This window comes from Shewanella sp. Koi 1 (genome assembly GCF_052907445.1).
This window is the reverse complement of the sequence record NZ_JBREJM010000001.1, coordinates 1237761-1253146: the sequence shown is the minus strand read 5'-3', so window position 1 is coordinate 1253146 and position 15386 is coordinate 1237761. Positions and strand designations below refer to the sequence as shown.

Here is a 15386-nt window from a genome sequence, read left to right as displayed (position 1 = left end):
CACCCCATAAAAAATCCCGCCTAAGCGGGATTTTTTATGGCTATTAACCTTTTAACACGGCATCGAAGCAGGCTTTCAGAATGCCCAGACCTGCTCCTAACTGCTCGTCTGGCACTGTCAATGGCACCAAAATACGCAGCACGTTTCCGTAGGTGCCGCAGGAGAGGAGGATCAATCCTCGGTTTCTTGCCTCGGCTAAGATTTGGGCACAGTACTGAGGCGCGGGTTTACCATCCTCCATCAATTCAATGGCGATCATCGCCCCTAGACCACGCACATCGGCGATTTGAGGATGTTCAACCTGCATAGTGTTTAGCGCCGACTTAATGCGCTCGCCAATTACATTGGCACGTTCAAGCAGCTTTTCCTCTTCAAACACCTCAAGTACGGCGAGCGCCGCCGCACAGGCCAGCGGATTACCGCCGTAGGTGCCACCAAGACCACCGGGGCCAATGGCATCCATGACTTCAGCTTTACCCGTAATACCTGAAAGAGGGAAACCACCGGCAATGGATTTAGCAAAGGTGGTGATATCGGCGCTCACACCCATTTGCTCCATGGCGAAGAAGGTCCCGGTACGACCCGCCCCCGTTTGCACTTCATCGGCAATCAACATAATGCCTTCACGGTCGCAAAGCGCGCGTAAACGCTGCATAAAGGCTGGCGATGCAGCATAGAATCCACCCTCACCCTGCACAGGCTCGAGGATGATGGCCGCAATATCGCTCGGCTCGGCATCGTTTTTAAAGATACGTTCGATAGAGGCCATCGCATCATCATCTGACACGCCGTGCAGCGCACAGGGGAACTCGGCGCGGAACACATTAGCCGACATTAATCCCATCCCTTTACTGTAAGGCGCGACCTTTCCCGTTAATGCCAACGCCGCCATAGTGCGACCATGGTAACCCGAGGTAAAGGCAATCACGCCCGCCCGCTTAGTGTATGCACGAGCCACTTTAACCGCGTTTTCAACCGCTTCTGAGCCGCTGGTGAATAAGGCTGTCTTCTTGGCAAAATCCCCCGGCACTAACTGATTCAGTTTTTCACAGACTTGAATATAACTTTCGTAGCCAAGCACCATAAAACAGGTGTGGGAGAAGTCCTCAAGCTGCGCCGCAACGGCCGCCTTCACCTTGGGATGTAAATGCCCAGTGTTAAGCACAGCAATACCACCCGCAAAATCGATAAACTCTCGACCTTCAACATCCCACACGGTCGCGTTTTCGGCGCGAGCAGTAAAAACAGGATGTATTTGACCAACACCGCCTGCGACTGCGGCTTGGCGACGTGCCATTAATGAATCATTGGTTGTGCTCATTTAGTATTCCTTGCTCGCGTGCCTAACTTGGCTATACACAAATGTCGATAACAATGCCTATGCCCAAAGGGCTACCACTGGCGGTCTATTCCAAACTGATGCTTAAACAGACATACAGATATATTTGATTTCTAAATATTCTTCGATGCCGAACTTAGAGCCTTCTCGGCCAAGTCCTGAGGATTTCATTCCGCCAAACGGCGCGACTTCAGTGGAAATCAACCCAGTGTTGACGCCCACCATGCCGTATTCCAATGCCTCGGCCACTTTCCACACCAGTGAGATATCACGGCCATAAAAATAAGCCGCCAAGCCAAACTCAGTATCATTGGCTTGCTTAATCACATCGTCCACATCGGTAAACTTAAACAGCGGCGCCAGTGGGCCAAAGGTTTCTTCACGGGCGACACGCATACTGCTATCGACATGTGTCAGTACCGTTGGCTCGAAGAAGTTGCCACCTAAACTATGGGGCTTGCCGCCCGCAACCACAGATGCCCCTTTGCTGAGCGCATCCTCAAGATGGCTCTGGACTTTTTCGACCGCCGCGCGATTGATGAGTGGTCCCGTCGTGACGCCTTCAGTAATCCCCTCACCCACCTTTAATTTGCCCACGGCAATGCTGAGCTTGCGGGCAAATTCGTCATACACGCCCGCCTGAACATAAATGCGGTTAGCGCAAACACAGGTTTGCCCCGCATTGCGATACTTAGCGATCATGGCGCCTTCAACCGCCGCATCGATATTGGCATCGTCGAATACAATAAATGGCGCATTACCGCCTAATTCTAAAGATAATTTCTTCAGAGTCGGCGCGCATTGCTCCATTAACTTAATGCCCACTTGGGTCGAGCCAGTAAAAGACAACTTACGCACAACTGGATTGCTACACATCTCATTACCAATGCCAATAGCATCACCAGTGATCACACTGAACACACCCGCAGGGATCCCGGCGCGCTCGGCAAGCACGGCCAAGGCTAATGCGGTAAAAGGCGTTTGCGGCGCAGGTTTCACCACCATAGTACAACCTGCAGCCAGTGCTGGCGCGGCTTTGCGGGTGATCATCGCCGCAGGGAAGTTCCAAGGAGTAATGGCCGCAGTCACGCCCACGGGCTGCTTGATCACCATGATGCGTTTATCGCCCTGATGCCCAGGAATCGTATCGCCATAGACGCGCTTCGCCTCTTCGGCGAACCATTCGATAAAGGAGGCGGCGTAAGAAACTTCACCCTTCGCTTCGGCGAGGGGTTTGCCCTGCTCAGTAGTCATCATTAGCGCTAAGTCATCACTGTTTTCATTGAGTAATTCAAACCAGCGACGCAGCTTGGCACCACGCTCTTTTGCGGTAAGTGCTCGCCATGCGGGCAAGGCCGCTTCGGCTGCCGCAATTGCTGCTTGAGTTTCGGCTTGCCCCATCACAGGGACACTGGCGATCACCACGCCCGTCGCGGGATTGGCGATAGCGACAGTTTCTTTTGACTGTGCATCGCACCACTGACCATTGATATAACATTGCTGACGTAGCAGACTCGGGTCTTTTAACAACACAGGAAATTCCTCTCGCGGCGAGGTAATGCCTTACCTCGTATAAAAATCCATATAAATTAGATACCTAATTTATCTCTTAAACTGTAATACCATGCCCCCAGCGCACTAAAAGGCACTCGTAAGGCGTGACCGCCGGGGAAGGGATAATGGGGCAGCGCCGCAAAAGCATCGAAACGCGTGGCTTGACCATTGAGCATTTCGGCAATTAACTTGCCTGCCAAGTGGGTATAAGTGACGCCATGGCCGCTACAACCCTGTGAATAATAGATATTTTTACCAATACGGCCGACCTGTGGTAAACGCGATAAGGTCAATAAAAAGTTACCCGTCCAAGCGTAATCAACCTTAACCCCTTTTAACTGAGGGAAAGTTTTGAGCATATTCGGGATAATCAGGGATTCGATATCCGCAGGATCGCGGGCACCATAAACAACACCACCGCCGTAGATCAGACGCTTATCGCCAGACAGCCTGAAATAATCGAGCAGATAGTTACAGTCTTCGACGCAGTAGTCTTGGGGTAACAGACTTGCAGCCAACTCTTCGTCCAAGGGCTCTGTGGTGATCACTTGGGTGCCACAGGGCATAGACTTGGCTTGCAATTCAGGCATGAGTTTACCGAGGTAAGCGTTACCCGCCACCACCACAAACTTGGCTTTTACGCTGCCCTTAGCGGTGTGCACCACAGGGCTATCGCCTTCATCGACCCGCAATACAGCTGAGTCTTCAAATATCTTTCCGCCGAGGGATTCTACCGCACGGGCTTCACCCAAGGCTAAATTCAGCGGATGAATGTGGCCGCCGCTCTTATCTAACATACCGCCGACATAGCGCTCAGTATTTACCACAGAACGAATGCTGTTTGCATCGAGCAGCTCCAGCTTGCCCACGTGGCCATGGCTTTCCCATAACTGCTTTTGATGGCGTAAATGGCCCATTTGCTTTTCGTTCATCGCCGCAAATACGCCGCCATCCTTTAGATCACAGTCAATGTTGTACTTAGCGATACGTTCACGGATGATGCGTCCGCCCTCGAAGGCCATTTGTCCAAAAAGCTTGGCTTGTTCTTTGCCGACGGTTTTTTCAATGGTATCAATGTCACGGCTATAGCTGTTGACGATTTGTCCGCCATTACGCCCCGAGGCTCCCCAGCCAATTCGCGCCGCTTCGAGCACCACCACACTAAAACCCGATTCGAGTAAATGCAGTGCGGCAGACAGGCCTGTGTACCCCGCGCCAATCACACAAACATCGGCTTCAATCGATTCCTGTAAACGCGCGCGCTCAACCTTATCGTTGGCCGATGCCGCATAATATGATCCAGTGTGAGGTATGGCTGACATGATGTTCCCTTGATTTTTATGTTCATTATTTTAAACAACTATCACATCCTACACCTTCAAATCGGGAAACACTAGCCATAAAAGCACAATAATTTACACAACGTTTGATATTTCAAACAAAGCATCCTTAATGCCTGAAACGGATTCGAAAATTACTGTGGAGGTACAGATAAGAAGACTTGGAGGGAGGAAGAAGGATGGCCTTAGCAATCAAGGCCATCCTTTCGCGAGAGAATGACAACTCAGTGTTTGTTCACTCTGTGTTTGTTTACTCTGTGTTATAGCACCACTTATTAGTTCAGCGGCATACGCTCACGTTTTTCGGCGCGTCTTGCCATATACCAAGACAAGAAGGCGATTAACGACACACATAGAATGATAAGTGTTGCCAAGGCGTTGATCTTAGGCGATACCCCCAAACGCACCGAGGAGAACACCACCATAGGTAAGGTGGTCGCGCCTGGGCCAGAGGCAAAGCTTGCGATCACTAAGTCATCGAGTGACAGACTAAAGGATAACAACCAGCCCGCCACTAATGCCGGTGAAATCATGGGCACAGTGATCAGGAAGAAGGTCTTAAGCGGCGTCGCGCCTAAATCCATTGCCGCCTCTTCGATTGACATGTCTAACTCACGCAATCTTGATGACACCACCACAGCCACGTAGGCCGCACAGAAGGTCGAGTGGGCAATCCAAACGGTCACCATGCCGCGCTCTTTCGGCCAACCTAAGAGATCCGCCATATGCACAAATAACAGTAGCAATGACAGACCCGTGATCACCTCAGGCATAACCAAAGGCGCAGTGATCATGTTCGACAGGGTGAGCTTGGCCCAAGAGCGCTTAAATCGCGTCATCACAAAGGCGGCCATAGTACCGATAATCACCGCCATGGTTGAGCTGTAAAACGCAATCCGAAGGCTGGTCCACACCGCATCGAGAATTTGCTGATCGGCAAATAACTCACCGTACCATTTAGGTGAAAACCCGCCCCACACTGTCACTAACTTAGATTCGTTAAAAGAATAAATCACGAGGATCAGCATAGGTGCGTACAAGAAGAACAAGCCGAACCACAGCATCACCGAAGAAAAACTCAGCTTTTTCATAGGTCTTTCTCCAAACTACGCGCCTGATAGCGATGGAATAAGGTAATAGGAATAATCAAGAGTGCCAGCATCACAATCGCCAGAGATGAGGCCACAGGCCAGTCACGGTTATTGAAGAATTCCTGCCACAGCACTTTACCTATCATCAGAGAATCTGGGCCGCCGAGCAGCTCAGGGATCACAAACTCCCCTACCGCAGGAATAAACACCAGCATAGAACCTGCAATCACCCCGCTCTTCGATAATGGGAAAGTGATTTTCCAGAAGGTATTTAAACGGCTCGACCCTAAGTCAGATGCAGCCTCAATCAGGCTCATATCTAACTTCACTAAGGTCGCGTACAGCGGCAAAATCATAAAGGGCAAATAGGCGTAGATAATCCCGATATAGACGGCGATGTTAGTGTTTAAGATTTGCAATGGCTCAGAAATGACTCCTAACCACATCAATGTGTTATTGATAATCCCCGTGTTACTTAAGATCCCCATCCAGGCATAAACGCGGATTAAGAACGAGGTCCAAGAAGGTAACATCACCAATAACAACAGCACGGTTTGCAACCTTGCTGGCGCACGGGCAATGGCATAGGCCATGGGATAACCAATGATCAAACAGCCAATGGTCGAAATAAGCGCCATTTTTAATGAACTGAGATACGCGGTGTAATACAGCGAATCATCAAGTAACATCAAATAGTTACCTAAATGCAGGAAGATGTTTAATACATCATCCGCATATTGGAAGGTCGCCTCGTAGGGCGGAATCGAAATCGCCGCCGTCGAAAAACTGATCTTAAGAACAATGGCAAAGGGCAAGGCGAAGAACAACAACAGCCAAGCGTAGGGGAAGCTAATCGTCCAGAAACGTCCCTTAAGCCATTTTAGTTTTGACTTCATCTTCATGATCTTAACACCACGCCACTGGTGTCCTCCCAGCTGATGAACACTTCATCATCCCATGTCGCATGGTCGGCACGGCGTTCACGGTTGGTCATACTGCATTGCACAATTTGGCCGTTCTCGAGGCGAATGTAGTACACCGAAATGCCACCTAGGTAGGCGATGTCATGCACTATGCCCTTGGCCCAGTTGTACTCGCCCTCGGGTTGCTCACGGCTGATAATGGTTTTTTCGGGGCGTACCGCTAACCACACATGCTTTTCTTCTGCACTGGTCGTTACCCCGTAACCCACATAGAAAGGCTGAGCTAAATCATTGGGTTTAATGATAAGGTGGTCGACTTCGTCCACTTCAATCTCGCCGCCAAAGAGGTTCACTGAACCGATAAATTCGGCAATCATGCGGCTGTTTGGACTCTCGTAAATGTCCATAGGAGAGCCAGTTTGGGCAATCCAACCATCGCTCATAATCGAAATGCGGCCCGCCATGGTCATGGCTTCTTCCTGATCATGGGTCACCATTACACAGGTCACGCCAACACGCTCAAGAATCTCAACCACTTCTAACTGCATTTGAGTACGCAGCTTTTTATCCAGTGCGCCCATGGGCTCATCGAGTAGCAGTAATTTAGGACGTTTCGCGAGGGAGCGGGCTAACGCCACCCGTTGACGTTGACCACCGGAAAGCTGATGCGGCTTACGTTTGCCATATTGCTCCATATGCACCAGCTTGAGCATTTCTTGCACCCTTTGCTCAATTTCCGCTTTGGGTAACTTATCTTGCTTTAAACCGAAGGCGATATTTTGCGCGACCGTCATATGGGGAAAGAGCGCATAAGACTGGAACATCATGTTGATGGGACGTTCGTAGGGTGGCAAATCGGTAATGTCTTCACCGTCGAGAAAAATCCGCCCAGAGGTTGGTCTCTCAAACCCCGCGAGCATACGCAATAAGGTCGACTTACCCGAGCCAGAGCCCCCAAGTAAAGCAAAAATCTCACCTTTATTAATCGTCAATGATACGTCGTCAACCGCGCGTACATCGTCGAACAATTTACTGACCCGCTCAATCTTAAGCAGGACTTTTTCTTGCGTCTTTGTAGTGGGTTTGTTGGTGACGCCCGAGGTGCTTGCCATAGTACTTCTCCACCCGAGTATTGATGCGACAAGGCGTTCAATACTTGAGATTTACACAATGAATTAATGAATAGAGATAAAATCTGTAGGCCGAATGCTCAAGGAGCAAGGCAATGTCTGTGCGATTAAAAGGGGCAAGCAATGCTTGCCCCATCTCGATTATTGGCCAGACTTCACTTTGGTCCAGACGCGGGTTAATACGCGTTGGATTTTCAATGGACGGATTTCGCCAATATACAATTTATCCAACACTTCTTTTGGCGGATAAATCGCAGGGTCATTGCGAATCGCTTCATCTACTAAGGGCTGCGCTGGGTCGTTAGGGTTAGCATAAGCCACATAGTTAGAGATAGGCGCAATCACTTCAGGGCGAAGTAAGTAGTTGATAAGTTTGTGAGCATTTTCAACGTTAGCCGCATCCGCAGGGATAGCTAACATATCGAACCACAGGTTCGCGCCTTCTTTTGGAATCGAGTAACCAATCTTGTTGCCGTTACCCGCTTCATCGGCACGGGCCGCAGCTTGGAATACGTCACCAGAGAAGCCGAATGCCACACAGATATCCCCGTTCGCGAGATCAGAGATATAGCGTGATGAGTGGAAATAAGTCACGTAAGGACGAATTTTTTCGAGTAATTCACCTGCTTTTTCATAGTCTTCGGCTTTCGTGCTGTTAGGGTCAAGACCTAAATAGATCATCGCCTGTGGCACCATATCATCGGCCGAATCCAGCATAGCAAAGCCACACTTAGAGATTTTTTCAGCATATTTTGGGTTAAAGATCAGCTCCATAGAATCAAATGGCGCATCTTCACCTACCGCGGCTTTCACTTTATCGATGTTGTAACCGATACCATTGGTACCCCAGAGGTAAGGTACGGCATATTGGTTACCAGGATCTGCCTTCTCTAACTGTTTCATCAGATCGGCATTGAGGTTTTTAAAGTTGCTGAGTTTAGAGCGGTCTAGCGGCTTGAATGCGCCAGCCTTAATTTGTTTAGCGAGGAAATGGTTAGATGGAACCACGATGTCGTAACCACTGCGGCCAGACAGTAATTTGGCTTCCAGCACTTCGTTACTATCAAACACATCGTAAATCACCCGAATGCCCGTTTCTTTCTTGAAGTTTTCTAAGGTATCTTCGGCGATATAATCAGACCAGTTATATACGCGCACTACTTCTTCAGCTTGAGCAGCAACGCTTGCGAGGGCGCCCGCGGTTACTAAAACCAAAGTCGTCATCTTATTAAATAGCTTCATGCTTTCTCCTTTCTCGGGTAGCAGAATTGCCTTTAACAATTCTGAAATTGTGTCACCGACCATCTGCTCGGTTATTGTTGTTATTCTCGACCAATGCTACACCTTAAAAACCGCATCGGCAGTCTCTACAGCACCATAATGCCTTCATCTCTAGGTGGCTGCAATGAATGGGAGTATCAGATTTCATGCCAAATTTGTCGATTTACTCACTTGCATTAACAAGCACAAAAAAAGACTAGATATTTGTACGCCCTACATCTTGCAACATTCAGGCAAATGCCTCAAGCCCCTAGAAAAACCGCTGAAACCATCTCAGGAAAACTCTTTTAGCCCTTAACTAACAGCGAGTTACAAATCGCTTCATTCAAATAATTTTATGTATTAGCAACCAAGGTGCAAAATCATCATCGCTTTGAGTTCATTGAATGAGATTTCACAGCGCGACTCAGTTACCGTAAAGCATACGTAAGCATTTCAATTTAAAAGCACTCTGCACCAAAGTTAAGCAAACTCACCGAATTGGTGCAGAGCATTTTTACTGATTGTTCAAATATTCCCGCTATCTTGACCCTAAATCCGTTAAGGCCGTGACAGTTTTGAACAAAAACAGTGCAAATTACACACTAAGTAACAGGAACTCACGCTCCCACGAACTAACGACACGGCGGAAGTTTTCAAGCTCGGCCTGTTTAACCGCCACAAAGCCAGTGGTAAAGGCTTCACCTAAATATTCCTTACAGGCATCACTCTCTTCCATCGCCGCTAACGCTTCTTCTAAGGTCAACGGCAGGCAATGTGGATTGTTGCTACGGCTTTCGTTCGATTTACCCTGCACTGGTGTTGAAGGTTTTAACCCTTCCACCATACCTATGTAACCGCAGAGTAAGCTCGCCGCGATCGCTAAATAGCAGTTTGCATCCGCCCCAGGAATACGGTTTTCAATGCGGCGGTTTTGCGGTGATGACTCAGGAATACGCAGGCCGCAGGTTCTGTTCTCAACGCCCCATTCCAAGTTTACTGGCGCAGAGGTGCCCGGTAAGAAACGACGGAACGAGTTGGCATTAGGAGCCATCAACGGCAAGAGTTCAGGAATAAACTTTTGTAAACCAGCTATATAGCTTAGGAATAATGGGCTTTGAGTACCGTCTTCATTGGTGAAGATGTTTTTGCCCGTTTCCTTATTAATCACGCTTTGATGAATGTGCATGGCACTGCCTGGCTCATCGGTCACAGGTTTAGCCATAAAGGTGGCGCACACATTGTGCTTTAATGCCGCCTCACGCAGGGTGCGCTTGAATACAAACACCTGATCCGCAAGAGATAATGGATTACCATGGCTGAAGTTAATCTCCATTTGCGCTGGGCCGTCTTCGTGGATCAGCGTATCGATATCTAAACCTTGCAGCTCGCACCAGTCATACATATCTTCGAAAAGCGGGTCGTATTCGTTAGCCGCATCAATCGAGAAAGACTGACGTCCCGCTTCCGGTCTGCCCGAGCGACCGATTGGTGGCTTAAGGGGTAAATCGTGGTCATCGCTACGGCTGGTGAGATAAAACTCCATCTCAGGTGCAATAACTGGCTCCCAGCCTTTTTGCTCGTATAGCGAAAGCACTTTCTTCAACACGTTACGTGGCGATAATTCGATGGGATTGCCCATTCTGTCGTAGCAATCGTGGATCACTTGAGCTGTAGCTTCAATCGTCCAAGGCAGCATAAACACGGCATTTTCATCGGGGACACAGACAAAATCGATATCCGCGTCGTCGAGCAAGCTGTAATAAATATCATCGTCAACAAAGTCACCGGTCACGGTTTGCAGCAACACGCTTTCGGGTAAACGCATGCCTTTTTCGTCGAGGAACTTATCCACTGGGGCAATTTTTCCGCGGGCGATACCTGTCATATCGCTGATAACACATTCGACTTCTGTGATTTTTCGTTCTTTTAAAAAAGCGATTAGCTTATTCATTTTATTTCACTCGAGTTGTAGCCCTACGACGGCACGCATCACCAAAAGCATTGAATATAGAAAGGAAAAATGGGTTTTCACTCACCTTCCATTCAGGATGCCATTGCACACCGAGGGCAAATTCATTTGCGTCTATAACGGAGAAGGCCTCCACTAGACCATCTGGAGCATAAGCTTCTGGCCGCAACCCAATCCCAAGACGCTCCACGCCCTGAGTATGTACAGAGTTTACCTCTGCCGAGTTACGGCCCCAGGCCTCGTAAATGACCCCCCCAGGCTCCACAGTAATACTGTGGGATGGCCCATATTGCACCTCTAACGAGGCCTCTTTATCTTCTCTGTGTTCAATAAAACCGCCCACTTCGTGTAACTTCTGATGCAGACTGCCACCAAAAGCGACGTTCATCTCTTGAAAGCCACGACAAATCCCAAGCACAGGCACACCCGCCGCAATGGCCGCACGGATAAGCGGTAAGGTGGTGGCATCGCGTTTGGGATCGTGGTGAGTACCGACTTCACTCGGTTCACCCGCATAGAGATGGGGTTCAACATTCGAAGGCGAACCAGTAAAGAGAATGCCATCGAGACTTGCCAGAATCGCCTCTATAGGTTGTTCAGCACCTAATGAGGGGATCACTAAGGGCCAGCCCTTAGCACCATTCACTACACCTAAGAGGTATTTTTCACCAACAATATTAAAGGGATGTAATCCCAATTGTTGATTACACGCAATAACACCAATAAGGGGCAACTCGACAGACATAACTCACCTTCACCTTGAATGACTGCATAATGAACATGTTAAGTTTTAATGTTCATTTTTTCACACAGTACACCGAATTTTAACCTCAGGCAAGAGGTTAAACACTTGTTAATGATCGTTTAGTTGCAAGACAGCATTTTGGGATGTAATACAGGAAATTAGGGGGTATTGTGTTGCCTAAGGGTAACAGAATCGGCTTATAGCGGTTGTTTATGATGAAAATTAGGCAAAGATAATCAGAGCTGATTTAGAGTCATTTGAAAAATATTATTTACACTTTGAAAAATATTTTGTAATCCAAAGCCAGTTTGATGCGAGGTAGATAAGGGGGAAATCTCAAGATAGCGCCATCCTAGACTATCTAGGACAGCGCTCTGCGACTAGCTATGCGATTAGAAATTCGCTGGCGTTGTTGCACTGACCAGTCGACAGGGTTCATCGAAAGGGTTACGAAATCTATGGGGTAACTCACTGTTAAAATAGTAACTATCACCCGCTTCTAAGATATATACCTCATCGCCAACGGTCAGTTCGAATTTGCCTTCGATCACCATGGCCGCCTCTTCACCTTCGTGTTTTAGCATTTCCTCGCCCGTATCTGAACCCGGTGGATAGGTTTCACTCATCACCGACATGGCACGATTGGGAAAGTCGCGGCCAATCAATTTAAATTCTAACGGCCCAGTACCTATATCGAGGAGTTCATCGGAGCGATAAACCACTTTTTGCTCGCTCTCAATCGAGGCTTCAATTGAGAAAAAGTCTACTAAAGACATAGGGATACCCGACAATACTTTTTTCAAAGAACTGACGGATGGGCTAACACTGTTTTTTTCGATCATTGAAATTGTACTGTTAGTCACACCAGCACGCTTAGCCAGCTCACGCTGGGATAAGCCTTTCATTTTTCGAACAGTTCTGAGACTGGCTCCAATATCCAAATTTCACATCTCCCCAAAGGATCGGTCATCCCGATAGATGAAGAACAGGTTGTTCAGGATAAACACCATCCTAAACACATTTTAGCCCCAAAGCGTGAGTTTACACGCTTCCGTTGTATTCTAGCTAAAAAGTGTGTTAAATAAAATGCACACTTTTTAGCAGTATCACAAAAGTGTGATGAGTATACTGGGACAAGCCCAATTTACAATAAAAACAATTTTTTGGAGCTCAAATGACCACCAAACCTCCCGTTCATAGTGAACAATATCCCCAGTCTTATTATGTTGATACTGCAAAAGAAATTTACGCTCATCCCCAACTTGAGGGCAAGGTAAGCACCGACGTTTGCATTATCGGCGGTGGTTTCAGTGGGATTAACACAGCTATCGAACTTCGGCAAAAGGGCCTAAACGTGGTGCTACTCGAGGCCAAGCGCATAGGCTGGGGCGCCTCTGGGCGTAATGGTGGTGAGCTGATCCGCGGTATTGGCCATGACCCAGCGCAATTTATAAACGAAATTGGACAAGAAGGTGTCAGTGCGATCCAGCAAATGGGCTTTGAAGCCGTGGAGATCGTTAGCAATCGGATACAGACCCATAATATCGATTGTGACTTACAAATGGGCTATTGCGATCTTGCGGTGAAGCCTCGACATATGATTGAGCTTCAAGACGAATTCGACAGTCTTAAAAGCCTAGGATATCAGCATGAAATAAAGCTGCTTACCCAATCCCAACTCAGTGAAGTTATCGGCTCAGAATTTTACCAAGGTGCCCTAGTGGATATGGGAAGTGGCCATTTACATCCACTTAACTTGGCCTTGGGCGAGGCTCGTGTTGCCCGTGAATTAGGTGCGCAATTATTTGAATACAGCGCCGCAGAAAAGATTATTTCAGGCAATAAACCGCGAGTATTAACGGCAAAAGGCGAAGTGACTTGCCAATATCTCGTACTCGCAGGCAACGCCTATATTGGCCATAAATTAAATAGCTACATCGGCGGTAAAGTCCTGCCCGCGGGGAGTTATCTACTTGCAACTGAACCACTCACAGAAGCGCAATGCCAAAGCCTTATCCCGCAAAACATGGCATTTGCAGATATGCGAATTGCACTAGATTACTTCCACTTATCAGCGGATAGACGCTTACTGTTTGGTGGACTTTGTACTTATTCAGGCAAAGATCCCAAAGATATTGAAGCAGCGCTCAGGCCGAACCTTGAGAAGGTATTCCCACAGTTAAAAGGTGTACGCATCGATTACGAATGGGGCGGCATGATAGGCATTGGCGCCAACCGTATGCCCCAAATCGGTCGTCTCCCCGATGCGAGTAATATTTTTTACGCCCAAGCCTACGCAGGCCACGGCGTCAATGCCACCCATATGGCTGCCAAACTGCTCGCCGAAGCCATTTGTCAGCAAGCGGGATATTTTGATGTATTCGCCAAGATTAAGCATATGACCTTCCCTGGCGGCCCCACATTCCGCTCGCCTATGCTGGCTGCGGGTATGCTGTACCACAGGTTTAAGGACTTATTCTAAGGTTTGCCCTGTCGTTGGATAAACGCGCAAGTATCCAACGACCTATAGGGCACGGGTTAATTTAATCCGCCTACGCCGCCTTGCCCACAGAATAAAAGGCAGTGAAGCAAGATAATACACGATCAACGCCACCAACACGCCAAAACCGATACCACTGGCGGTTAACGGGATGCCAGGCTTAAAGTTAACAATAGTCTGCTCTAAATATTCAAAACGAGCGGGATTCAACATATAGGCGGTTTTCTCGAAGAGATTGCCCTGCTCAAAAGTCTGCATTCCCTGTTGAAGTGTTTGCAGCAGAGCCAACGTCTGGCGCTTTTGCTCGGCATCCGCCCTAACGCTAGGCTCTTCATTTTGCAAATGGCGGGCGATCATGGTTTCAACATCGCTGAAGTGATACGCCTTAGCCGTTGCCTTATAGCCCTCAACTTGCCATTGGGTCGAAGTATAGAGCCCAGCCAAAAACTGCTGATAATGATCGGCTAATTGGGGGAGTTGCAGCGCCATCACTAAGATAAAGCCGAAGATCAATTTATCGAACAATCTGGTTATCATGACAAACTCCTTGATAAGTCAAAGGATATATCACCGTCAATTGATTGCTGCAAGGTTAGCATTCCGAAGGACAGCACTCCACCTAATATCGTTTAACGCTCGATGGGTAAATCGTTGCGACTGCCCCAGTCCGCCCAAGAACCATCGTAAAGTACAGCATCAGTATGCCCTGCAGCGACCGAGGCTAAGATTAAAATACAGGCGGTAATACCCGAGCCACAGCTAAAAATCCTTAACGGTTTATCGCTAACAAGCCCTTGAAACAGCTTAACCAATTCGGTCACATCTTTGATTTTGAAGCCATTGAGCACGTCACCAAAGGGGAGATTGACCGAATGGGGAATATGCCCGCTGCGCACTCCAGGTCGCGGCTCACTCACTTGGCCTAAAAAGCGCGCCGATCCCCGTGCATCAATAATCGCACTATCGCTATCATCAAGCTTGGCTAACACAGCCTCAGCATCCATCACCTTCGCAGGCTGATATTCCAGTACAGCAGTCAGTTCCTCACTATCGCTTGCACCATAATCTATCCCTTCTTCCTGATAGCGGGATGAGGTGACTCTGTCTTCAGCCATCCATTGGGGTAAACCACCGTCGAGCACATAGACACGGTGAAATCCCATCACCTTGAATATCCACCAAGCGCGTGGAGATGAATAAATCCCTTGATTATCATAGATAACCACCACGCTTTGCGGGTCTATTCCTAACTTGGCAATGCCTTCGACAAACTGTTCGAACCTTGGTAAGGCATGGATTTGAGTGGACGTTTTATCGCAAAAATCCGTTTCGACATCAAAGCGCCTCGAACGCGGAATACACACAGGTTCGGAATAGAAGATAGGCTCTTTGCCCAACACCACGGCCATGCTTGCATCGAGTAACACGAGATCTGGCGAGGTGAGGTGCTCTTCGAGCCATTGAGTACTCACGAGAGGATATTCCATTGGCTGTCCTTATTCTGATTTCCAACTGGGATAATGACTTATCAG

Annotated in this window: 13 protein-coding genes; 1 reads left to right on the top strand and 12 read right to left on the bottom strand. The window is 48.2% G+C overall.

Annotation, left to right across the window (positions count from 1 at the left end):
- Positions 1-43: 43 nt before the first annotated feature.
- The 10 genes from gabT to ACUZ8J_RS05545 form a co-directional block, all read right to left on the bottom strand.
- Positions 44-1321 carry a 4-aminobutyrate--2-oxoglutarate transaminase gene (gene gabT, locus ACUZ8J_RS05590; protein WP_446693307.1) on the bottom strand — a complete coding sequence of 426 codons (1278 nt, stop codon included), beginning with the start codon at positions 1319-1321 and terminating at the stop codon, positions 44-46.
- A gap of 102 nt (positions 1322-1423) precedes the next feature.
- On the bottom strand, positions 1424-2872 hold the full coding sequence (gene gabD / locus ACUZ8J_RS05585) for an NADP-dependent succinate-semialdehyde dehydrogenase (protein ID WP_446693306.1): 1449 nt from the start codon (positions 2870-2872) through the stop codon (positions 1424-1426).
- A 56-nt stretch (positions 2873-2928) separates the two neighbouring features.
- A complete protein-coding gene (locus ACUZ8J_RS05580; protein WP_011717931.1) occupies positions 2929-4215 on the bottom strand; it encodes an NAD(P)/FAD-dependent oxidoreductase in 1287 nt (428 codons plus the stop codon).
- A gap of 293 nt (positions 4216-4508) precedes the next feature.
- A complete protein-coding gene (locus ACUZ8J_RS05575) occupies positions 4509-5324 on the bottom strand; it encodes an ABC transporter permease subunit (RefSeq protein ID WP_011623664.1) in 816 nt (271 codons plus the stop codon).
- The gene (locus ACUZ8J_RS05570) at positions 5321-6226 is read right to left on the bottom strand and encodes an ABC transporter permease subunit (protein ID WP_011623665.1); all 906 of its coding nucleotides are present in this window, start codon (positions 6224-6226) and stop codon (positions 5321-5323) included. The genes ACUZ8J_RS05575 and ACUZ8J_RS05570 overlap by 4 nt, the downstream gene beginning before the upstream one ends.
- Positions 6223-7359, bottom strand: a complete 1137-nt coding sequence (gene potA / locus ACUZ8J_RS05565) for a polyamine ABC transporter ATP-binding protein (RefSeq protein WP_011623666.1) — start codon at positions 7357-7359, stop codon at positions 6223-6225. The genes ACUZ8J_RS05570 and potA overlap by 4 nt, the downstream gene beginning before the upstream one ends.
- A gap of 159 nt (positions 7360-7518) precedes the next feature.
- Positions 7519-8619, bottom strand: a complete 1101-nt coding sequence (locus ACUZ8J_RS05560; protein WP_446693305.1) for a polyamine ABC transporter substrate-binding protein — start codon at positions 8617-8619, stop codon at positions 7519-7521.
- Positions 8620-9235: 616 nt separating this feature from the next.
- Positions 9236-10591 carry a glutamine synthetase family protein gene (locus ACUZ8J_RS05555; protein WP_011623668.1) on the bottom strand — a complete coding sequence of 452 codons (1356 nt, stop codon included), beginning with the start codon at positions 10589-10591 and terminating at the stop codon, positions 9236-9238.
- A gap of 1 nt (position 10592) precedes the next feature.
- A complete protein-coding gene (locus tag ACUZ8J_RS05550) occupies positions 10593-11354 on the bottom strand; it encodes a gamma-glutamyl-gamma-aminobutyrate hydrolase family protein (RefSeq protein ID WP_446693304.1) in 762 nt (253 codons plus the stop codon).
- Between the two features lie 392 nt (positions 11355-11746).
- Positions 11747-12295, bottom strand: a complete 549-nt coding sequence (locus ACUZ8J_RS05545; RefSeq protein ID WP_039977919.1) for a cupin domain-containing protein — start codon at positions 12293-12295, stop codon at positions 11747-11749.
- A gap of 233 nt (positions 12296-12528) precedes the next feature.
- Here ACUZ8J_RS05545 and ACUZ8J_RS05540 point away from each other — a divergent pair, with 233 nt between their 5' ends.
- Entirely contained in the window at positions 12529-13836 is a 1308-nt protein-coding gene (locus ACUZ8J_RS05540) for an NAD(P)/FAD-dependent oxidoreductase (protein WP_446693303.1), read from the top strand.
- A gap of 42 nt (positions 13837-13878) precedes the next feature.
- On the opposite strand, the gene ACUZ8J_RS05535 is transcribed toward ACUZ8J_RS05540, so the two are convergent.
- On the bottom strand, positions 13879-14391 hold the full coding sequence (locus tag ACUZ8J_RS05535) for a DUF2937 family protein (RefSeq protein WP_282633902.1): 513 nt from the start codon (positions 14389-14391) through the stop codon (positions 13879-13881).
- 92 nt (positions 14392-14483) lie between these two features.
- The gene (locus ACUZ8J_RS05530) at positions 14484-15341 is read right to left on the bottom strand and encodes a sulfurtransferase (RefSeq protein ID WP_446693302.1); all 858 of its coding nucleotides are present in this window, start codon (positions 15339-15341) and stop codon (positions 14484-14486) included.
- Positions 15342-15386: the final 45 nt, after the last annotated feature.

Coding starts and splice junctions, on each gene's coding strand:
- ACUZ8J_RS05535 (WP_282633902.1), bottom strand. CDS start 14,391: ATGATAACCAGATTGTTCGATAAATTGATCTTCGGCTTTATCTTAGTG.
- ACUZ8J_RS05570 (WP_011623665.1), bottom strand. CDS start 6,226: ATGAAGATGAAGTCAAAACTAAAATGGCTTAAGGGACGTTTCTGGACG.
- gabT (WP_446693307.1), bottom strand. CDS start 1,321: ATGAGCACAACCAATGATTCATTAATGGCACGTCGCCAAGCCGCAGTC.
- ACUZ8J_RS05540 (WP_446693303.1), top strand. CDS start 12,529: ATGACCACCAAACCTCCCGTTCATAGTGAACAATATCCCCAGTCTTAT.
- ACUZ8J_RS05530 (WP_446693302.1), bottom strand. CDS start 15,341: ATGGAATATCCTCTCGTGAGTACTCAATGGCTCGAAGAGCACCTCACC.
- ACUZ8J_RS05555 (WP_011623668.1), bottom strand. CDS start 10,591: ATGAATAAGCTAATCGCTTTTTTAAAAGAACGAAAAATCACAGAAGTC.
- ACUZ8J_RS05575 (WP_011623664.1), bottom strand. CDS start 5,324: ATGAAAAAGCTGAGTTTTTCTTCGGTGATGCTGTGGTTCGGCTTGTTC.
- ACUZ8J_RS05550 (WP_446693304.1), bottom strand. CDS start 11,354: ATGTCTGTCGAGTTGCCCCTTATTGGTGTTATTGCGTGTAATCAACAA.
- ACUZ8J_RS05560 (WP_446693305.1), bottom strand. CDS start 8,619: ATGAAGCTATTTAATAAGATGACGACTTTGGTTTTAGTAACCGCGGGC.
- ACUZ8J_RS05580 (WP_011717931.1), bottom strand. CDS start 4,215: ATGTCAGCCATACCTCACACTGGATCATATTATGCGGCATCGGCCAAC.
- potA (WP_011623666.1), bottom strand. CDS start 7,359: ATGGCAAGCACCTCGGGCGTCACCAACAAACCCACTACAAAGACGCAA.